Here is a 20448-nt window from a genome sequence, read left to right on the forward strand (position 1 = left end):
TGGCGGCAAGCCTGGGGAGGAGACGGCAGATGAACGAAGACGCTCATATCGACCGCGCCAACGGCATTCTGGAATGCGTCCTGAACGACGCGCAGAACACCGCGGGCGCGCTGGCTGAAGCGGCGGCCCAGATCCTGTCGGGGCAGACCCCGGCGCCGGGCAGCGGCCTGCGGCTGTCGGGCGAACACCGCCGCGCGCTGCAAACCCATATTCAGGTGGCGTTGCAACTCAACCCCTGGTGCAATGGCGCGGGCTTTGCCAGCTACGCGGCACCGGTCGGGCCCGACGACGGCTACTGGACGCTGGAATGGTGGCAACAGGAAGGCCCGTCGATGCAGCAGGCGCAGTTGGATCGCAACCAGGAAACACGGCGGCGCCTGGACTTCCGCGCATTCGCCTGGTTTGACCAGCCCGCGCGCTGCCTGCGCCCCGTGGTGGAAGGCCCCTATGTCGACTACATCTGCAACGGCGCCTACACCATCACCGCCGCGCATCCCGTGTTGGTCCAGGGCGCCTGCGCCGGTGTTGCCGCCGTCGACGTGCTGGTCTCGACACTGGACCGCATGCTGCTGCCCGCCTTGCACGCGATTGGCAAGCCGGCGCTGGTGCTCAATGCCGATTCGCGCGTGGTGATGTCCACCGCCCACCGCATTCGCGCTGGCAGCTTGTGGCGGCCGCGGCACGATGACCGACTGATCGGCGCTCCCCGCGCGCTGCGCCTGGCGGTACTGCCCGCCGCGTCGCCGCGCACGGCATTCGGCCTGCCCGGCCCCTTGGGGCTTCCGCACCTTAGCGGCCACACATAGCTGGGCAGACCCCGCTGGGCAAACCTAGCTGGGCACACTGCGCCGGCTCCCCTTGAGCAGCCACATTTGATCGGCCCCAACTTGATCGGCTCCCTTGCCCGGCCGCCTTGACCGGCCGCCTCCCCTGACGGGCTGACCCCACGCGGGTCGTGCCCGCCACACCTATTTTTTTGGCGCTTCCCCGCCGCCCGCGCCCTAGCCGGCGCGGATGGCGCACATCTTTTGCAAACAGGAGAACCTTCATGAAGTGGTATCTGCAAGCCCTTAAACACTACGCCGTCTTCGAAGGACGCGCGCCGCGTCGCGAATACTGGATCTTCGTGCTGTGCCAGATCTTGATGGTGCTGGCGATTTCAGCCGTGGAACGCGCGCTGGCCATCGCCAACCCTGAAATCCTGTTCGGCTGGTACACGGCGGGCTTTCTGCTGCTGACCTTTCTTCCCGCATTGGCGGTATCGATACGCCGCCTGCACGACACCGGGCGCAGCGGCTGGTGGGGCCTTCTGCATGCCGTGCCGGTCATCGGCACGCTGCTGTTGCAGGCCTTCATGCTTGCCTCGGGCGCCCCTGGCCGCAACCGCTACGGCGCCGCTCCCTCCCTTGCAACGGCCTGAGCCGCTCGCACAGCCTTCAGGAACCTAGCCATGACATTGAATCGACGCGAATTCATCCTCAAGACGGCGGCCGCATCGACCGCGGCTTCCGCCGTTGGCGCGCTGGGATTGTGGCCGGCGGCCTCCTCCGCCCTGTCCTCTCCACAGTCCTCCGCGCCACTGACCACGGTGCCGCTCACCAACACCGCCCTGCGGCCCGCTCAACTGCTGCAAGACGCACGCAAGATCCCTACCCAACTGGGCATCGACCCGCGCATCTGGAACTGGCGCCATGACGCCAGCCCGTCCGACCCCATGCCCGCCAACTATTACGAAGCGTCGCTGTCCGAGTGGCCGTCGTTTGGCGCCCTGCCCGGCGACCTGGACTGCGACGTCGTCGTCATCGGCGGCGGTTTGCTGGGCGCGTCTACCGCGCTGCACCTGGCCGAAGCCGGGGTCGACGTCGTGCTGATCGAAAAAGACCATATCGGCTCGGGTGCCTCGGGCCGCAACGGCGGGCAGATGACGCCCGGCCTGGCGCGCTGGGAAGCCGGCACCATGCTGGACAAGTTATCCATCGATGAAGCTCGGCGCCTGTGGCGCTTTGCTTCAGTGGAAGCCATGGAAACGGTGGACGGCCTGCGCGACCGCTACGGCTTTGATTGCGACCGCAAACGCGGCCACATCACGGCGGCGGTCCACGCGGGCCATATGGGTGCACTGGTCGAAAACGCCGACGCGCGCCGCCGCCTGGGCGATGACGAGGTGAAGATCATCGGCCGGCACGAACTGAAAGAGCAGTACGTGAAATCCGACATCTATTTCGGCGCCGCCATCGACGGCGGTGGCGGCCAGGTGCAGCCGCTGGCCTTGCTGCGCGGCCTGGTCCACGCCTTCGTCAAGCTGGGCGGCCGGGTGCACGACAACACCACCGCGCAAGCCATTGAAGAGTCACCGGGCAGCACGTTGGTCAAGACCGCGCAAGGCGCGATCAAAGCCCGCCGCGCCGTGGTGCTGGCCGTGCACAGCGCCACCTTCCAGTTCATGCCGGGCAGCGCCACCACCGTGCCCTTCTTCACCTATGTGGCGGTCACCCCGCCGCTGGGCGACACCCTGGATGCGTTGATCCCGTCGGGCTTGCCGGTCTACGACACGCAACTGCAAATTGACTACTACCGCCCGGTGCGCAACCAGCGCCTGCTGTTCGGCGGCCAGGGCACGGGCAACTCGTGGTCGCCGCGCGACGTCAACAACTACCTGCTGGACCGCATCAAGACCGTGTTTCCGCAGCTGGAGAAACCTGAACTGGAATATTCCTGGAGCGGCATCAGCGACCTGACGCTGAACGGCGCCACCGACAGCCGCAAGAGCGCGGGCGACGTGCCGGTGTACATGGTGCATGGCTGGAGCGGCCACGGCGTGGCGCAAACGGTGCGCATCGGCCGCGCCATCAGTGACGACCTGACCGGCCGCAACACCGACTACGCCATGCTGACGCGCTTTGACCACGCCGGCATTCCGCTGGGCCGGCATTTGTCGCCCGTCGCCATTCCGCTGATCAAAGGCGCGCTGGGCGTGATGGGCATCATCAACCCGGCCGACATGGTGTCGTTCTAAGCCGCCACGCGCGCGCGGCCCCGGTCCAGCGCCGCCAAGGCCAAGGCCAACAGCAGCAAGGCCGCGGCCAAGGCGTACGTCCACCGCATGCCCGTCGCCAGGTCGGCGGGCGATGCGGCCCGGAGGTCGCCCGCGCCCGCCGCCCAGGCGAACACCGCGCCCATCAACGATGCGCCGGTAATAAAGCCCAGGTTGCGCGACAGGTTCAACACGCCCGATACCGCGCCACGCTGGTCAGCGCCCGTGCTGCCCATGACGGCACTGCTGTTGGCGGCCTGGAACAGCGCGTAGCCGCTGGTGATCACCACCAGCGGCGCCACGTATTCCGCCACGCGCGCCATCCCCGCCACCCCGCCAACCACCATCGGCACCCAGGGCAGCAGGATCGCGCCCGTCGCCATCGCGGCCAAGCCGGCCAGCATCACGCGCTGCGCGCCATAGCGGTCCACCCCGCGTCCGGCCGGCACGCCCACCAGCGCCGCCACAACCGGTCCGCAAGACATCACCAGCCCGACCCGCGCGGCATCCAGGCCCAACGCGCCCGCCAGATAGAAAGGCCCCACCACCAGCGTCGTCATCATTACGGTGGACACCAGCGTGTTGGTCGCCACACCCGCCCGCAGCGTGGGCTGGCGAAACAGCGCCAACTGAATCAAGGGCGACGCCGCCCTGGCCTGCATCCGCACGAATGCCACCGCCGCCACCGTGGCCGCCAACAGCAGCACGGCCTGGTTTGCGCCAAAGCCGCCAAAGCCACCACCGGCCGTCATCGCCAGCGCATACGCCGCAATGGCCAGCGCCAGCAACAGCGAACCCATCACGTCGAAACGCGCGCGGGCCTGGCCGGCGGGCTTGCGGTCGGCCGGCAGATAAGACCAGGCCAGCGCGAACGCCAGCGCGCCCAGGGGCAGATTGATCAGAAAGATAAGCGGCCAACCCCAGCCACTGATCAGCAGGCCGCCCAAGGTGGGCCCCAGCGCCGTGCCCACCGCCGACATCGTGCCCAGCAGCCCCATCACGCTACCGGTCTTGCCTTTCGGCGCGGCTTCGCTGGCGAACGCCATCGTCAACGCCATCATGACGGCGGCGCCCAGGCCTTGAACGGCACGCGCCCCAATCAAGCCCATCAAGCCACCTAACCAGGGTGAGCCGCCACACAGCGCCGACCCCACGGTGAACAGGGCGATACCCACCAGCATCAGACGCCGACGCCCCATCAAGTCGCCCAAGCGGCCCACGCTGACGATCAGCGTTGTGATGGCAAGCAAGTACGCCAGCACCACCCATTGAACAGCTTGAAAGCGCGCCTCGAACGCTTGCGCAAGCGTCGGCAATGCGACGTTGGCAATACTGGTCGCCAGCGCGGGCAACAGCATGCACAGGGACAGGCAGGCCAGAAGGGGAATAGACGGAGAAGCTGTGGAAGGTTGGGTATGCACGATCAGGCCTGCAAGCAAAGCGGGCCACCAACACGGCGCCCTCAACACATCCTAGGCGCTACTGGAATCAGGCGAAAGACGCAGCATTTACATTGAATACCTGCACCAGACGCTATGACAAAAGCCGCGGGCAAGTGCACATCCGTGCTACGTTTGCGAGCATGGCCACGCCCGATCTCAACCTGCTTATCACCCTGGACGCCTTGCTTGACGAAGGCAGCGTGGCGCGCGCCGCGAGACGCTTGCGGCTAAGCCCGTCGGCCATGAGCCGTGCGCTGGCGCGGCTGCGCGCCACCACGGGCGACCCGCTGCTGGTGCGCGCCGGACGCGGGCTGGTGCCCACACCGCGCGCGCTGGCGCTGCGCGCCCATGTGCATGAACTGGTGCAAGACGTGGAAGCGGTGCTGCGGCCCGCCGAAGCATTGGATTTGACGCGGCTGGATCGCGTCTTCACGCTGCGCGCCAGCGATGGCTTTGTCGAGAATTTCGGCGCCCGGCTGCTGGCCCGCATGGGCGACGAAGCCCCCGGCGTGCGGCTGCGCTTCATGCAGAAGACCGACAAAAGCAGTGCGCCGCTGCGCGAAGGCGAAGTAGACCTGGAAACCGGCGTGGTGGGCGACGCGGCCAGCCCCGAGCTGCGCACGCGCGCGCTGTTTCAAGACCGCTTCATCGGTGTCGTGCGCGCGGGCCATCCGCTTGGTGGCGGCAAGATCACGCTGGCCCGCTACGCCAAGGCGCAGCACATTCTGATGTCGCGCCGCAACCAGGACAAGGGGCCGGTGGACGACGCCTTGGCAGCCACGGGGCGGCAACGGCACATCGCCACCCTGGTGGGCGGCTTCTCCGCCGCCCTGGCGTTGGCCCGGGAAACGGACCTGATCGCCACCGTGCCGGAACGGCACACCGGCACGCTGCGCGCCGGCATGCACAGCTTTGCGCTTCCCTTCCCCGTACCGACGTTCACCGTGTCGATGCTGTGGCATCCCCGCATGGACGGCGATGCCGCGCATCGCTGGTTGCGCGGTTGCGTGCTGGACGCCATCCAGTAGCCCCCGCGCGCCCAGGCTTGCGCTTACTTCGCGGCGCTGGCCGCCAGGGCGTTGAACTGCTTGTCCAGCTCGGCCAGCGACTGGTTGATGTGGGCGCGACGATCCTGAATCCACTTGCCCTGCTCGCTCAACTGCGCGCGCGCTTCTTTCAGCATGCGGTCCATTTCCGCCGGCTGCGGGCCGCCGATGGTGGCGCGATTTTTCACGATGGACACGGGGTCCAGGGTCGAGCGGAATTCCGCTTCGCTCATCGGCAGTTCTTTGGCGTACTTGGAGTCTTTCATGGCATCCGCGTAGATGCGGCGGGCCTGCTCATACGGAAAGTCCAGCGGCTTGATGTTGTTGGCGCGGGCGTAGCTGACCACTTCGGACGCAAAGTGGTGGCCGTCGCGGAACGGCAGCTTGTACTTGCGCATCAGCACGTCAGCCAGCTCCTGCGAGGCGGTCCAGTCGCTGTTCAGTTCTTCCAGCGCGCGCTCGGGGCTGATGACCATGGCCTTCAACACGCGATCCCAGCGCTTGAGCGCCGAGATGCCGCTGTCCACCATTGCCGAATTCTGCTTCACGTCCTTGGGGTCGCTCATGCCCGGCGTGATGTTGTGCGTCTGGATGGCCGGCCCCATCGCCAGCGTCAGCGCGGTAGAGGCATCGCTGCGGGTGGAGTTCAGCAAACCCGGGTTGCGCTTCTGCGGCATGGCGCTGGACACATAGGTGTTGTCGCCACCCTCTTGCAGCAGGATCCAGGGGCGCGACTGCGCGTACTGCGTCATGACGTCTTCAACGAAGTTACCGGTCCGCAGCGCGATGCTGGTCACGATGGACGCCACTTCCACGGGCTGGTCCATGGACGAGATCTGCGAGGCATCGTAGGCGTTGTCGACCAGCGCCTCAAAGCCCAGGTATTGCGCCATGCGTTTACGGTCCAGCGGCCAGCTGGTGCCGTTGAGCACGGTAGTGCCCATGGGCGAACGGTCGATGCGCACATAGGCTTCGCGGATGCGATCGGCGTCGCGCGCCAGGCCGGCAGCCTGGCCCAGCAGGTAATGGCCATAGCTGTTGGGCTGCGCGGCCACGCCATTGGTGTAGTTCGGCACGACGGTGCCAGCGTGCTTGGCGGCAAGCTCAACCATCGTCGTCGAGGTCTTGTTCAGTTGGTCGGCCAGCTCCAGCAGCTTGTCGCGCAGGATGGCGCTGCGGTAGGTCGCGTGCATGTCCTGGCTGGAGCGGCCGGCGTGCAGCAACGTGATGTCTTCGCCCGCCGCCTTGATCAGCAGGGGCTCGAAGGTGATGACTGTGGCGGGGCGCTTGCCGCCGGGCTGGTTGCCGTCGTGGATCACCTTGGCCACACCCGCCGCCAGGCGCGGCGCCATGGCCTTGTCCAGCAGCCCTTCATCGGTGTTGATGACGGTGGTGGCCTTGTTGATTTCCCCCAACCAGAAGAAGGGGTCGCGTGGGGTGGCGGAGGCTGCCGCCGGTTTGGCGCCCGCAGCCGGCGCGGCCTGGGCCTGCGCGGCGTGCGCGCTCAGCGACAAAACCAGGGCGGCGCCCAGGGTGGGAAAAAACTGTCTCATGGAGTTCTCGTTATTGGGGGTGGTCCGGTAGTTTATGGAAAAGCCCCTTTGCCGCAAACCCAGAGTTTCACGGATGCGTGGTGAAGAACGAAAAGTAAAAAAAAACCCCTGCCATCCCGAAGGCAGGGGCCAAGCCGGCGTGCGGGCGACCAGGTCGCCCGCAACGCTTAGACCGCCGAATCCAGGCGCACCTGCACGCTGTCGGCGTTGTACACGGCAGTGGCCTTGAAGCCGTTGACCGTAATGCCGTCGAACGTGCCATGCACCTTGTTGGCGCGCAGCACCGTGATCGTTGCACCCACCTGCGGCGTGTAGCCCGAACGGAAGTCAACGTTCAACTGACCTGCCAGGGCAGCATCCGAGTTCACGGCGATCTGGCCGGCTTCATCGTCGCCGATCAGGGCTTGCAACACGCCAGCCGAAGTCTGGGTATAGCTGCCTTGCACCTGCACCGCTTCAGCGGCATTCAGCGCCAGGGCGCCGCCGCTGAGGTACACCGCGCCCTCGCCCAGCGCCTTGGCAGAATCCGCGCGCAGCGTGCCGCCCGCAACCAGGGTGCCACCCGTGTAGGCGTTGGCGCCCGCCAGCCCCAAGGTGCCGGTGCCGCTCTTGGTGAGCTTGCCCGCGCCGGCGATGTCATTGCGCCATACGTCCAGCGCATTGAAGCCACCACGGCTGGCCGTCATGGTGACGTCCACGTCGCCATTGAAGGCGCCGTAGCCGTCGCCGGCTGCGAACAGGTTCAGGCGGCCAAAGCCTTCGGCGTCGTCAATGACCGGATAGCCCGAGGGCAGCGCCGTGGTCTTCAACACCACGCGGCGTTGATCGGCCGTCAGGTACGGCAAGCGCGTTTCCAGCATGACCTCCGCGCCCTTGGGCACGACGGCCGGTTTGCCGGTGTCGCCAATCTGCGTGAAGGCGAACGTCAGGCGGCGACGGTACTCGGCCTTGTTCACGGCATGATCCGCAAAGCGGTCCTGGCTGACGTCCTGCGAATGCGCGAACGCCAGGAACTGCTCGGGCGTGCTGGCGCCCACGGCGGCCATCAGCGTCTGGTGCGCCTGCGCATACGCCACCGAGCGCGTGCCTTCGCTGGCGGCATAGATGTTGCCCAGCGCCGAGGCCTGCCCCAGGATGCGGCCGCTGATCACGTCCAGCGGTGAATGCATGCCGGCGATGATGCGGCTTTCGCCCAGTTCCAGGCCGCGCGCCAGCAATTCGTGGAAGCGCTCCGGCACCAGATACGCCATGCCGATGGCGTTGCGCACGGATTCCGCCGTGTGGCCGCTGGGGTAGCCGCCATCGGTCGGCGGAGTCAGGCTCTTGGCGGGTTCAAGCGTGGGCACCACCTGTACGTCGGCGCTCCAGCGCCACGGGCGTGCGTACTTGTAGTAGCGCTTGCTGGGCTCGGTGGACGCATTGGCGCCCATGCTCTGCACAAAGGCGATGACGTCGCCAAATTCCGGGTTGGCGGCGCCACTTACGCCCGTGTTGTTGCCGGTGTCGTCGTACTTCACCGTGGTGGCGTCGGGCGCCACGTCGTTGATGCTGGTGGTCTGCTGCGCAGCGGTGCGCCAGTAGGACGTCAGCGGCCCAAGGCCATCGGTCACGCTGTAGTTCTTGCCACGGCGATCATCCAGGTAGGCGGCCTTGGCCTGCTCCGGCGTGCGCGCGGCGGTGGTGCGCACGACGAAGTCGATGTTCTCGTCGTGCACGGCCTTGTTCTTGACGCGGCCATCCGTGGCATCGCCCGGAATGCCCGTCCAGTCCGACGCGATGACGCCGGGAAAGCCATCGGCGCCTGCTGCCGTGACACCGGCATCCACCAGGCGGGTGCGCGGTTCCCAGATGTCCAGAAAGCCGCCCAGCACACGCACGCCGGCATTGGTTTCCAGGGTGGCGTAGCGCGGATCACCACGCTGGTTCGTGTTGGCGAAATCAACAAAGGCGGGCGCATCGGGCACCGGCGCGGTGTCGACTCGGCCCAGCCCGGCGGGCGGCGCGGGGATGACATAGGCAACGTCGTCGTTCTGACCTGGGGCGTCGGTATCGTTGTCGTCATCGCCGCCGCAGGCGGACAAGGCCAGGATTACCGCCAGGGACGTTGCGCGCAAGGCATAGGCAGGGAGCACCCTGCGCAAGGGTCGTGCTTGAATCATCGGGATCAACCAAACTGGTTAGAGAACGCAGCATGGTAGGTAGAAAATATTTACGCCCGATGACACCCGTTTGCTAAACCCGCGGCTTCTGCGTCATGGCGGATCGGACGCGGCCACGCCGGAAATGTAGGGGTCGAAGAAGCTGGCCGCGCTCATGCCCGGGATGTACTGATCCGAGATATACGCGCGACAGCGCTGCATGAATGCTTGCGTCAGGCGTGAGGGCTTCATCGGCTTGTACGTGGCCAAGCCCAGCAGCATGGGGCGTTGTTCACCGGCCAGGCGCAGACGAACCAGGCGCTTGCCGTCCAATGATTGGGTCGACTTCGGCCGCACGTTGAAGAGCGCGTAGCCGATGCCATTGGCGACCATCGAACGCACCACGTCTTCGGAACGTGAACGCGCCACGATGTTCGGTTCCAGCCCGGCCTTGGAGAACAAGGACAGGAAATATTCCCGGCTCATGGGCAGGTCCAGCAACACCATGGGCAACTGCGCCAGCTCATCAAGCGTGACGGCAATCTGCTGCGCAAGCGGATGCAGTTCGCTGACCAGCACATGGGGCGGCATGTGCGCCAGCGTTTCAAAGCTGATCTCTTCGCCCAGTTGCAGGTCGTAGGTCAACGCCACGTCGATGTCCAGCGTGTGCAGCTTGTTGATGAGCTCTTGCTGGTCGCCTTCGGCCATATGCAGCTCGACCTTTTCAAAGGCGCGCGAAAAGCCAAAGATGACCTCTGGCGCAATCATGGCCGCCAGCGGCTGAAAGCAGCCCACGCGCAGCACGCCCTGGATCGCGTCCGTGGAGTTTGAGGCAATTTCATAAAGCTTGGTCGCGCGTTCCAGCAGGTCTTCGCATTCCTGCATGACCTGCATGCCCAAGGGCGTCAGCGCCAGGCCCTTGGAGGGATGCCGCACAAACAGTTGCACCCCAAGCTCGGTCTCGATGTGGGCAATGGCCGCCGAGATGGACGGCGGCGAGATGTGGATCTGGGCGGACGCCGCGGCGATGCTGCCGTGCTTGGCAGTCGCCACGAGGTACTCCATCTGGCGCAGGGAAATGCGATTGAGCATGGTCCAACTTGAGGGAACAGGGAATGTTGCAGAGTATCCGGTCTGCCCGTGGCGGTGGGCAACATTTTCCTCAGTCTCACAAGTCGCCCGGCACGCCGAAGCTGGGCGCGTCGCGCGGGTCACGCGCGCGCGTCACGTAGGCCGCAAGCTGCGGCTCGTAAATTTTCCAGGCCTCGTACAGCGCTTCAACCGGTCCGGCCTCGACCCAATCCAGCCGCAGGTCCACGATGGGCCAGTCCAGGTCTTGATACACCAGCAGGCCAGCCGAATGCACCGGCCCCGCTTCGCCGCCCGCCTCCTGACCTGCCAGCAGCGCTTGCATCAAGCGTTCGGCCAGCGCGCCCTCTGCCCGTTCGAACGCGGCCAGCATGGCGCGCGGCACGTCGGTGCTGGCCAGCATATTGCCGGCGCAGGCGGCGTGCTCGCCTGCCGCGCTGGCCAACACGCCCAGCGCGCTGGCGCCCGTGTAGATGGCCGGCGGGTTCGTGGCGTCTATCGCCATCAATTGGCGGTAGGCGATGAAGGGCCGTTCCTGCAAGCCATCAAGCGCTTGTTGCGGGCTATGCCCGGCCGCCATCAAGTCCAGCGCCAGCGGCCCCAACGCGGGGTCGGTGATGTTCTGACTGACGGCGGCGCCCACGCCCGCGCGCGCGCGGATGCAGCGCGAAGCCACGGCGGGCGAAGACGACGAGACGGCCGCGCCGAACTGGCCGGAGGCGGGGCAGCGGGCAATGATCGAGAAGGTCATGGTCGGTGGCCTGAAGGGATGTCAATCGGGGATGACAGCGGTGGCGTCGATTTCAACCAGCCATTCCGGCCGCGCCAGGGCCGACACCACGATGCCGGTGGACACCGGGTATACCCCCTTGAGCCAGCGTCCCACCACGCGGTAGACAGCCTCGCGGTAACGCGGATCAATGATGTAAATGGTGATCTTGCAGATGTCCTCGAGTTCACCGCCCGCCTCTTTGAGCAGCATGGCGATGTTCGCCATGGCCTGTTCGGCCTGCCCGGCGGCGTCGCCGATGCAAACGCTTTCAGAGGTATCCAGGTTCTGCCCGATCTGTCCCCGCAGGAAGACGGTGCTGCCCCGGGCCACCACGGCCTGGCACAGATCGTTGTCCAGGCTCTGTTCGGGGTAGGTGATCTTGGTATTGAAGGTGCGGATGCGCTTGTGTTTCATGGCGGCGTGGGTAGGTGGGTCAATGGCATGGCCCCCATCTTCAAACCCGGACGACGCCACCGGCTATTTGTTTTTTCCTTTGCCCGCTCTCGGAATTTCCGACTCAGGCACGGCATGGCCGCGCCTCAGGAAATTCGAGCCAGGCCGAAGGAAAAGGCGACTTGGCCCCCGCTGCCCCCTCTTCCATCATCTGGCTTCCAGTCGGAAGCGCTCGGCGGAACCAACATAGACAAGGGGATTTCAATGATTCGCAAACTTACGGTAGCCGGCCTGCTTGCCGGCGCGCTGCTTGGCAACGTCGCCTGGGCCCAGGACGCGCTGGTGGTCAGCACCTGGGGTGGCAGCTTTCGCGACCTGATCGACGAAAACATCGGCAAGGAATTCACGCGCCAGACGGGCGTGCCGGTCAAGTACATCACGGGCGGCACGATCGACCGGCTCAACAAGGCCAAGCTGAGCAAGACCCCCGAAAGCGACATTACGTTCACCACGTCGCACATCGGCTGGCTTTATGTGAACGGCGGCCTGTTCGAAAAGCTGGATACCGCCAAGCTGCCCAACTACGCCAACCTGGTGGACCGCGCCAAGGTCAGCCCGTATCACGTGGGCAGTTGGGCCTACGTGTACACCATCGGCTACCGCCCCGACCTGACACCCAAAGACATCAAGTTCGATAGCTGGAACGACCTGTGGAACCCCGAGCTCAAGGGCAAGCTGTCGGCACCGGACTTCGACCCCAGCCACATCATCAACGTGTCGGCCATGCTGTCGGGCGGCGACGCCAAGACCTGGGAAAAAGGCCAGGACAAGCTTCGCGCGCTGAAGCCGAACTTCAAGGCCTTCTACACCAACGACGCCAACAGCCAGCAACTGATCGCCACCGGCGAAACCCCGGTGCAGATTCTGTTGTCGATGAACGCCTACTACATGATCAGCCAGGGCGTGCCGATCAAGGTGGTCATGCCCAGGGAAGGCGCCGTGCTGGGCATCGACACCATGGGCATCATGAAAGGCAGCACCAAGGCTGACCTGGCCTACAAGTTCATGAACATCGCCTTGTCGCCCGAAGTGCAGTCCAAGATCGTGGCCTTCAAGAAGGCCAGCCCGGTCGTCACGAACGCCAAGGTATCGGCCGAGGACGCGGCGCTGCCCGGCGTGTTCACCACCAAGGAACAGTGGGACACGCAGGCCATCGTGATCGACGACAAGCTGCGCGCCGAGAAGACCGCGGAATGGCGCAAGTGGTTCACCGAGAACATCATGAACTGACATCCGCGCCGGTTGCACCGCGCCTGTGTCCCAGCCATGGCCATGGCGGGACACGGGCGTTTCCAGCAAGCATCAACGCATTCGGATTGACAAGCCCCTATGAATACACGTTCCAGTCTGCGCGGCTGGTTGATATCGCCCGCCGGCCTCGTCGCCCTGTGCATCTGCGTGTCGATGGCAGCGGTGCTGCAATTCAGTGTGCGCGCCTTCATTCCCGGCTCTTTGGACGTGGGCGGGCTGACGCTGGCGAACTTCACGGGGCTGGGTAAGTCCGTCTACCTGTCCGCCTTCGTCAACACGCTGCTGCTCAGCATCGAAACCACCATCTGCTCTTTGCTGGTGGCCTACCCGCTGGCCTATGCCATGGTGCGGGTGCGCAACCGCCTGTTGAAATCGTTCATCCTCATCGTGTCGATCACGCCGTTGTTCCTGGGTGAAATCGTCCGCACGTATTCGTGGATCATCGTGCTGGGCAACAATGGCTTCATCAACACGGTGCTGCGGAAAACTGGGTTGATCGACCTGCCGCTGAACCTGATGTTCACGCACCTGGGCGTGCTGATTGCGCTGGTGCATGTGACGATACCCGTGGTGGTGCTGATGCTGGCCACCGCCATTTCGCACATCAATCGCGACTATGAAAAAGCCGCGCAAAGCCTGGGTGCCGGCCCCGTGCGCACCTTCCTGACGGTGACGCTGCCGCTATCCATGCCGGGCATCATCGCCAGCATCACCACGTCGTTCGCCTGGACCTTCAGCGCGTTTGCCACACCGCAGATGATCGGCGGCGGCCGGGTGCCCACCGTATCGACGCTGGTCTACCAGTTGGGCTTCTCTTCCATGAACTTCCCCCTGGCCGCGAGCCTGAGCGTTGCCGGCCTGGCCTTGACGGTCGTGTCGCTGATGCTGCTGGGCCGGGGCACCAAGCGACTCAAAGCAATGGGAGCGCACTAGCATGGCCATCAAACACACCCTGCCCTTGCCCTTGCGCATTGGCGCGCCGCTGCTGATCACCCTAATCCTGGCCTTCGTGCTGTTGCCGGTGGTGGTGGTGACCCTGGCGTCGTTCAACGACAAGGCACTGCTGACGTTTCCGCCCGAAGCCTGGTCGCTGCGCTGGTTTGAACGGGTCTTCACGTACCCGGACTTTCAGCAGGGCTTTCGCGCCAGCCTGATCGTGATGGTCTGGGCGTCGTTCCTGGCGCTGTTCATCGGCACCGCGCTGGCCATCGCCGTCAAGCGCATGGGCTTTCCCGGCAAGGACATGTTGCAGGCCATCCTGCTGTCACCGCTGGTGATCCCGCATTTCACGCTGGGCCTGGGGCTGCTGATTTTGGTGGCGCAGTTTGATATGGACCGGGGCTACGGCCTCGTCATCCTGTGCCATGTGATGCTGGTGCTGCCCTTCGTGATGCGCAGCGTTTATGTGTCCATGGAGAACATCGACGAACGCCTGGAACAGGCGGCGGCCAGCCTGGGGGCTTCACCCTTGAAGGTGATGTTCACGGTGACCGTGCCCTTGCTGGCGCCCGGTCTCTTTGGCGGGTGGTTGTTCGCCGCCATCATGTCGTTCAGTGAATTCACCGCGTCGCTCTTCGTCACGACGCAACTGACGCAGACGCTGCCGGTGTCGATGTACAACTACGTGCGTGAATTCGCGGACCCGACGCTTGCCGCGCTATCGGTGGTGTATATCGCCGTGACGGCCAGCCTGCTGGCGCTTGCCAACGCCTTCCTGGGCCTGGGCAAGATCCTGAACATCGAAGAGGTAGAGTAGGCGGTTTGGCGGCCGGCGGTCCGGCGGTCCGGCGGTCCGGCGGCCGGCGCCCCGGCAGCAGGCGGCAGGCGAACCTGCCGCACGGCGACCCGGCGCTCAGTAACCGCGCGACGGGTCGATCTGGTTGGTTGGGGCATCGCCGCGCGAAACACGCGCGATGTTCTCAGCGATCTGCGCCGCCGCCGACGCCGGAATGGCAACGGATGCCAGATGCGGCGTGATCAGCACGTTATCCATGGCCCAAAGCGGATCATCGCCGGGCAGGGGCTCGCGTTCAAAAACATCCAGCGTGGCCGCGCCGATGTGCCCGCTTTGCAGCAGCGTCATCATGGCCGCCTGGTCCACCAGGGCGCCACGCGCCACGTTGATCAGCGCGGCCCCGCGCGGCAGCTTCTCAAGCCGCGCCTGGTCAAGCAGGCCGCGCGTCTGCGGCGTCAGCGGCAGCATGATCACCAGGATATCAGCCTGCGAGATCACCGTATCCAGCGCGCCCATACCCGCGTGGCACTGCACGCCCTCAATCTGGCGCGGGCTGCGCGACCAGCCCAGCACGGTGAAGCCTTGGCGTTGCAGTTCGTGGGCCGCATAAGCGCCCAGTTCCCCCAGCCCCAGCACCGCCACGCGCGTATCCTCTGGCGCGCGCGGATGCCGATACGCCCATTCTCCACGGCGCTGCGCCTGTTCAAACCAGGGAATATCGCGCGCGTGGCGCAGCGTGGCGAACAGCACGTAGCCCGCCATCATGCGAGCCATGTGCGGATCGGTGATGCGGGTAATGGGTACGCCGGCCGGGAGATCGTTGCGGCCGACCAAGGAATCCACCCCCGCGCCCAAGTTGATGATCAGGCGCAGGTTGGGCATGGGGTCGAAGAAGCCGGTGGGCGGCTTCCAGGCCAGTGCGTAGTGGATGGCGGCGGGGTCGTCGACCTCGCTCTCGTGCAGGATGCGCAACTGCGGCATGCGCGCCTGCAAGGCCTGCTTCCAGGCGGTGAAATCGTCGAACTGGCTGTAGAAGACCAGCGCGCCAGACGGCGCGGCGAGGGTTGCGGAGCCTATCGCGGTGTTACCTGACGTCATCGGTATCGCCTTTTTCAAGCGGGGCGCGCGATCAGGCGCGACATGGCTTCAATGGCCAGCTCATAGCCCTCGCCGCCCAAGCCCGCGATGACGCCGTCGGCCGCTTTGGAAATATAGGAATGATGGCGAAACGCTTCGCGCCGCCAGATGTTGCTCATGTGGACCTCGATAATGCGGCCGGGAAACGCCAGCAAGGCATCCAGGATGGGAATCGAGGAATACGTCAGGCCCGCGGCGTTGATGATGATGCCTTGCGCATCGCCGCGCGCTTCCTGTATCCAGTCGATCAACTGGCCTTCGTGGTTGGATTGCACGAAATGCAGTTGCAGGTTCAGGCTGGCCGCCTTCTTTTCGCAACGTTCTCGTAGCGCCGGGAAGCTCTCGGCGCCATAGGTTTTGTTGGCGTCCAGGCCATACAGATTGGCGTTCGGGCCGTTGAGAAACCAGATGGTGGCAGGAGTAGAGGGTGTCATGGCGGTGCGACCTTAAGCTTCGTGAGGAAGGGTTGCCTGCATGGCGGGCAGCTTGCGAAACGCCGCTTCCCATTGCGTGGCGCGCGGATGGCTGGCGCGCCAGTCCAGTTCAGGAAAACGAAAATCCAGATAGCCCAGCGCGCAGCCCAAGGTGACGTCGCCGATGGTGGGCGCTTGCGTGGGTAACGTGGCAGTCGGCGGTTCGATCTGCCGTTCGATCTCAACCAGGCAGGCGTCGACCTTGACCAGTTGCGCCTCGCGCCATACCGACCACTGATACTCAGCCGGCCGAGCCGTGCGTTCATAGCGCGCCAGCAAGGCCGCGTCCAGCAGCCCATCACCCAACGCCTGTTGCGCCAGGGCGACCCAGCGGCGCGGCCCCGCGGCAGGAAACAGATCGGCGTTGCCCCCCAGATGGGCCAGGTATTCGCAAATGACGCGGCTGTCGTACAGCGCCTGCCCATCGGCCAGGATCAGCGTCGGCACCTTGGCCAAGGGGTTATACACAGCGATGCGATCATCGCGGCGTACCGGATTGGCCGCGCTGTCCAGCCATTGGATCTGATCCGCCACGCCCGCCAAATGCGCGCAAACCATGACCTTTCGGACGTACGGGGAGGTGGGTGCGTAAAGCAGCTTCAGCATGGGGTCTATTCCTTTATCGCGAAGGCAACACGAACAACGCAACGCATCAAGGGCGCAGCACTGCCTTGCCGAACACGTCGCCGCTTTCCAGCAGGCGGTGCGCCTGCGCCGCCTCTGACAATGGCAGGCTGGCGTGGACGCGCGGGGCGATGCGGCCGTCCGACACCAACGGCAGCACATGCCGGGTGATGGCCTGCGCCATGCGCGTTTTCTCTGCCGCGCTTTGCGGCCGCAGGGTGGATGAATGCAGGCTCAATTGCTTTTGCATCAGGGTCAGCAAATCAATGTTGACCTGCGACCCTTGCAGGAACGACAGGCTGACGTGACGGCCGCCAAAGGCCAGCGCCTGAAGGTTGCGCCGCACATAGTCGCCGCCCACCATGTCCAGCACCACGTCCACGCCCTGCCCTTGCGTGGCGTCCAGACAGGCCCGCACGAAATCCGTGTCGCGATAGCAGAGGGCATGGGCCGCGCCCATCTCGCGCAGCGTCGGCAGACGGTCCGCGCGCCCGGCCGTCGCCACTACCCGCGCACCCGCCGCGTGCGCCATGCGCAGGGCCAACGTGCCGATGCCGCCCGCCGCGCCATGGATCAATACGGTCTGGCCCATGCGCAGGCGGCCAAGCTCAAACAGGTTGTGCCACACGGTGAACAGGCCTTCGGGCAAGGCCGCCGCCGCGTCGTCGTCCAGGCAATCCGGCACGACAAAAGAATGGTCGACGCGGGCCACGCACCAGGGTGCATAGCCGCCACCGGGCAACAGGCTCATCAGCCGTTGCCCCCGCAACGCTTCGGGCACGCCGGGGCCTGTGGCGACGACCTGGCCGCAGGCTTCCAGGCCCAGCACGTCGGTCACACCAGTGGCCAGCCGTACCGCCCCCTGGCGTTGCATGATGTCGGGCCGGTTGACGCCGGCGGCGCGCACGCGCAACAGCACTTCACCGGGGCCGGGCACGGGCACCGGCCTTGTTGCCAACGTCAGCACACTGGCGTCGCCGGGTTCGCGGGCGACGACGGCCTGCATGGTGGAGGGAATGACGGTCATGGCGGGCGCTAGGACACGTTGAACACGCTGATGCCCTGGCCGGGCAACGCCAGGCCGGTCACTGAGCCTACCGGCCAATGCTGCAAGGCATCCAGGCCCGCGCTGCGCACCATCACGCGTTGATGGCCGGCCACCGGGATATCGACGTCGATATAGGAATCAATGTGATCGCCCTGGAACACATGGTTCACGACCGTGCCGCTAAGCACGGATTCGCTATGCAGGCTCTCAAGCCGGATCTGTTCCGGCCGCACATAGATGTCCAGGCGGCGGCCTTCGTGCGAGCCGCCCACCAGCCGGTCTCGCGCCACGCGGATCAAGCCGGCGCCCAGGCGCAGCAAGATTCCGTCCGGGTCCGAGCCGTGATAGTGCGCGGGCAGTATGTTCACATCGCCCAGGAACGAGGCCACGAAAGGGTCTTGCGGATTGCGGTAGAGCTCGTCGGGCGTGGCGATCTGGCGGATGACGCCGCTGGACATCACCGCGATACGGTCCGACATGGCCAGCGCCTCGCCCTGGTCGTGCGTGACGAACACCGTGGTCACGCCCAGCTTGCGCTGGATCTCGCGGATTTCCACCTGCATCGAACCGCGCAGGCCCTTGTCCAGCGCCGAGAACGGCTCGTCCAGCAGCAGCACCTTGGGGCGTATCACCAAGGCGCGCGCCAGTGCCACGCGCTGCTGCTGGCCGCCGGACAACTCGCGGGGCTTGCGTTCGCCCAGCCCATCCAGCTTGACCAGCGCCATCGCCTCTTCCACGCGCTGGGCAATCTCAGCGGCCGGCATCCGGCGCATGCGCAGGCCGTAGCCGATGTTGCGCGCCACCGTCATATGAGGAAACAGCGCGTAGTTCTGAAACACCATGCCAATTTGCCGCTGATAGGGCGGCAGATCCGTAACCAGTTGATCTTCGATGAAGATCTCGCCGTTGTCCGCTTGCGCGAACCCCGCGATCAGGTTCAACAGCGTGGTCTTGCCGCAGCCGGACGGCCCCAGCAGCGTCAGGAATTCACCGCGCCGGATCTTCAGCGACAGCTCCTGCAACACCGTCTGCTGACGGTACTTCTTGACCACTCCTTCCAGGCTCACCGCGCTGGACGATTTTGGGGACACGGGGCTGTTCTGCATGGCGGCTCTGTCTGTTGCGCGATGCTTTGCAGAATAAGGGAAGCGGGGTCGGCCGGCCGTTTGTGGATATTGATGCGGTCCATCGGAAAAAACGAAACGAGGCCCCCGTTTCGGCCCACGGCAAGTGATTTGCTTTTTCCTAAGCCCAGCGTCCAAAAAACCAAGTTATCAAGCGCGCCCATCTGGCTCACACTGCGCCGCATCGATGCACGTATGCGGTCTGGAACCTTCTTAGGAAAAGCAATGTCAGTGGAAAAAACCAATACCTTGGTGATCGGCGCCGGCCAGGCCGGCATCGCGATGAGTGAGCACCTGGGCGCGATGGGCATTGACCACATCGTGCTGGAACGCAAGCGCATCGCCGAACGCTGGCGCTCTGAACGCTGGGACTCGCTGGTGGCCAACGGCCCCGCCTGGCATGACCGCTTTCCCAGCCTGAAATTCGACGACATCGGCGCGGATGTGTTCCCGCCCAAGGAACGCATGGCGCAGTACTTTGAAGACTACGCCAGGATGATCAATGCGCCCGTGCGCACCGGCGTCGAGGTCCTGCGCGTGCAGCGCAACCAGAAGCGGCCTGGTTTCACCGTCACCACGTCTGATGGCGTGTTCGAAGCGCTGCATGTGGTGACCGCGACCGGCGCGTTCCAGATTCCCAGCTACCCGGCCATCGTGCCAGAAGACGCGGGCATTCAGCAGGTGCATTCATCCGCCTACAAGAACCCGGGCCAGCTTGCAGACGGTGCGGTGCTGGTGGTGGGCGCGGGCGCTTCGGGCTCGCAGATTGCCGAGGAATTGCGCCGCGCCGGGCGCACCGTGTACCTGTCCGTGGGCGAACACTATCGCCCGCCCCGTTCCTACCGCGAACGCGATTACTGCTGGTGGCTGGGCGCGCTGGGCATGTGGGACGAAGTCAAGAAAAAGCCCAAACGCGAGCACGTCGCCTTCGCGGTCAGCGGCTACGACAACGGCAAGACCATCGACTTTCGCCGGCTGGCGCATGCGGGCATTCAGTTGGTCGGCATCACGCAACGCTTTGAGAACGGCGTGATGGCGTTCCAGGAGGGCTTGGCCGAAAACGTGGCGCAAGGCGACGCCGACTACTTTGAAGTGCTGCGCGAGGCCGACGCCTACATCGAACAGAACGGACTGGACCTGCCGCCTGAACCCGAAGCCTGGGAACTGCTGGACGACCCCGACTGCCTGACAAACCCCATCCTGAGCCTGAGTCTGGCCCACGCCGGTATCACCAACATCGTCTGGGCAACCGGCTTCAAGGTGGATTACCGCTGGATGGAAGTCGACGTGTTCGACGACCAGGGCTACCCCGTTCACAAGCGCGGCATCACCGCTGAAAAAGGCATCTACTTTCTGGGCCTGCCGAACCAGTCGAACCGGTCGTCGTCATTCATCTGGGGCGTGTGGCACGACGCGAAATACATCGCGGACCATATCGGGATTCATCTGGACTATCTGGCGTATGAGAAGAACGGAGGGATGCCGCAAGTGTGAATGAGGCATGCGGGGCGCGTTCCACCCTGGTCCGC

At 65.2% G+C, this 20448-nt stretch carries 19 protein-coding genes; 8 read left to right on the plus strand and 11 right to left on the minus strand.

Annotated features, from left to right (window positions below):
* The first annotated feature begins 29 nt into the window (after nucleotides 1-29).
* From P8T11_RS16225 to P8T11_RS16235, 3 genes are all read left to right on the plus strand, one after another.
* Complete coding sequence (locus P8T11_RS16225; protein WP_268080997.1) at nucleotides 30-806, plus strand: cache domain-containing protein; 777 nt, start codon at nucleotides 30-32, stop codon at nucleotides 804-806.
* A 242-nt stretch (nucleotides 807-1048) separates the two neighbouring features.
* Nucleotides 1049-1420, plus strand: coding sequence for a DUF805 domain-containing protein (locus tag P8T11_RS16230; RefSeq protein ID WP_268080996.1), 372 nt, complete (start codon nucleotides 1049-1051; stop codon nucleotides 1418-1420).
* Between the two features lie 30 nt (nucleotides 1421-1450).
* Complete coding sequence (locus P8T11_RS16235) at nucleotides 1451-3016, plus strand: NAD(P)/FAD-dependent oxidoreductase (protein WP_268080995.1); 1566 nt, start codon at nucleotides 1451-1453, stop codon at nucleotides 3014-3016.
* Here P8T11_RS16235 and P8T11_RS16240 read toward each other — a convergent pair.
* Nucleotides 3013-4455 (minus strand): MFS transporter, encoded by a 1443-nt coding sequence (locus P8T11_RS16240; RefSeq protein WP_268080994.1) that lies wholly within the window; start codon nucleotides 4453-4455, stop codon nucleotides 3013-3015. The two genes, P8T11_RS16235 and P8T11_RS16240, sit on opposite strands and share 4 nt — an antisense overlap.
* Nucleotides 4456-4616: 161 nt before the next feature.
* On the opposite strand from P8T11_RS16240, the gene P8T11_RS16245 reads away from it, so the two are divergent.
* Nucleotides 4617-5504, plus strand: coding sequence for a LysR family transcriptional regulator (locus P8T11_RS16245; RefSeq protein ID WP_268080993.1), 888 nt, complete (start codon nucleotides 4617-4619; stop codon nucleotides 5502-5504).
* A gap of 23 nt (nucleotides 5505-5527) precedes the next feature.
* Here the strand turns inward: P8T11_RS16245 and P8T11_RS16250 are convergent, their stop codons facing one another.
* From P8T11_RS16250 to P8T11_RS16270, 5 genes are all read right to left on the minus strand, one after another.
* The gene (locus tag P8T11_RS16250; RefSeq protein WP_268080992.1) at nucleotides 5528-7075 is read right to left on the minus strand and encodes an argininosuccinate lyase; all 1548 of its coding nucleotides are present in this window, start codon (nucleotides 7073-7075) and stop codon (nucleotides 5528-5530) included.
* 167 nt (nucleotides 7076-7242) lie between these two features.
* On the minus strand, nucleotides 7243-9234 hold the full coding sequence (locus P8T11_RS16255; protein ID WP_268080991.1) for an acid phosphatase: 1992 nt from the start codon (nucleotides 9232-9234) through the stop codon (nucleotides 7243-7245).
* A 93-nt stretch (nucleotides 9235-9327) separates the two neighbouring features.
* Nucleotides 9328-10305: a LysR substrate-binding domain-containing protein gene (locus P8T11_RS16260; RefSeq protein ID WP_268080990.1), complete on the minus strand. Its 978-nt coding sequence runs from the start codon at nucleotides 10303-10305 to the stop codon at nucleotides 9328-9330.
* A 76-nt stretch (nucleotides 10306-10381) separates the two neighbouring features.
* On the minus strand, nucleotides 10382-11053 hold the full coding sequence (locus P8T11_RS16265) for a DUF1028 domain-containing protein (RefSeq protein ID WP_268080989.1): 672 nt from the start codon (nucleotides 11051-11053) through the stop codon (nucleotides 10382-10384).
* A gap of 21 nt (nucleotides 11054-11074) precedes the next feature.
* Nucleotides 11075-11488 carry a RidA family protein gene (locus tag P8T11_RS16270; protein WP_268080988.1) on the minus strand — a complete coding sequence of 138 codons (414 nt, stop codon included), beginning with the start codon at nucleotides 11486-11488 and terminating at the stop codon, nucleotides 11075-11077.
* A 243-nt stretch (nucleotides 11489-11731) separates the two neighbouring features.
* Here P8T11_RS16270 and P8T11_RS16275 point away from each other — a divergent pair, with 243 nt between their 5' ends.
* From P8T11_RS16275 to P8T11_RS16285, 3 genes are all read left to right on the plus strand, one after another.
* Nucleotides 11732-12757 (plus strand): ABC transporter substrate-binding protein, encoded by a 1026-nt coding sequence (locus P8T11_RS16275; protein ID WP_268080987.1) that lies wholly within the window; start codon nucleotides 11732-11734, stop codon nucleotides 12755-12757.
* A 99-nt stretch (nucleotides 12758-12856) separates the two neighbouring features.
* A complete protein-coding gene (locus P8T11_RS16280; RefSeq protein WP_268080986.1) occupies nucleotides 12857-13711 on the plus strand; it encodes an ABC transporter permease in 855 nt (284 codons plus the stop codon).
* A gap of 1 nt (nucleotide 13712) precedes the next feature.
* Nucleotides 13713-14534: an ABC transporter permease gene (locus P8T11_RS16285; protein ID WP_230694461.1), complete on the plus strand. Its 822-nt coding sequence runs from the start codon at nucleotides 13713-13715 to the stop codon at nucleotides 14532-14534.
* Nucleotides 14535-14630: 96 nt separating this feature from the next.
* Here P8T11_RS16285 and P8T11_RS16290 read toward each other — a convergent pair whose 3' ends face one another.
* The 5 genes from P8T11_RS16290 to P8T11_RS16310 are packed head-to-tail and all read right to left on the minus strand — an operon-like array spanning nucleotide 14631 to nucleotide 18901.
* Nucleotides 14631-15611, minus strand: coding sequence for a 2-hydroxyacid dehydrogenase (locus P8T11_RS16290; RefSeq protein ID WP_268080985.1), 981 nt, complete (start codon nucleotides 15609-15611; stop codon nucleotides 14631-14633).
* Between the two features lie 14 nt (nucleotides 15612-15625).
* Complete coding sequence (locus P8T11_RS16295) at nucleotides 15626-16084, minus strand: type II 3-dehydroquinate dehydratase (RefSeq protein WP_268080984.1); 459 nt, start codon at nucleotides 16082-16084, stop codon at nucleotides 15626-15628.
* Between the two features lie 12 nt (nucleotides 16085-16096).
* Nucleotides 16097-16729 carry a glutathione S-transferase gene (locus P8T11_RS16300; RefSeq protein ID WP_268080983.1) on the minus strand — a complete coding sequence of 211 codons (633 nt, stop codon included), beginning with the start codon at nucleotides 16727-16729 and terminating at the stop codon, nucleotides 16097-16099.
* 46 nt (nucleotides 16730-16775) lie between these two features.
* The gene (locus P8T11_RS16305; RefSeq protein ID WP_277550032.1) at nucleotides 16776-17774 is read right to left on the minus strand and encodes an NAD(P)H-quinone oxidoreductase; all 999 of its coding nucleotides are present in this window, start codon (nucleotides 17772-17774) and stop codon (nucleotides 16776-16778) included.
* Between the two features lie 8 nt (nucleotides 17775-17782).
* Nucleotides 17783-18901 carry an ABC transporter ATP-binding protein gene (locus P8T11_RS16310; RefSeq protein WP_268080981.1) on the minus strand — a complete coding sequence of 373 codons (1119 nt, stop codon included), beginning with the start codon at nucleotides 18899-18901 and terminating at the stop codon, nucleotides 17783-17785.
* Between the two features lie 243 nt (nucleotides 18902-19144).
* On the opposite strand from P8T11_RS16310, the gene P8T11_RS16315 reads away from it, so the two are divergent.
* Nucleotides 19145-20413 (plus strand): flavin-containing monooxygenase, encoded by a 1269-nt coding sequence (locus P8T11_RS16315; RefSeq protein ID WP_268080980.1) that lies wholly within the window; start codon nucleotides 19145-19147, stop codon nucleotides 20411-20413.
* The last annotated feature ends 35 nt before the right edge of the window (nucleotides 20414-20448 follow it).

Source organism: Achromobacter spanius, from assembly GCF_029637605.1.
Lineage (GTDB): Bacteria > Pseudomonadota > Gammaproteobacteria > Burkholderiales > Burkholderiaceae_B > Achromobacter > Achromobacter spanius_E.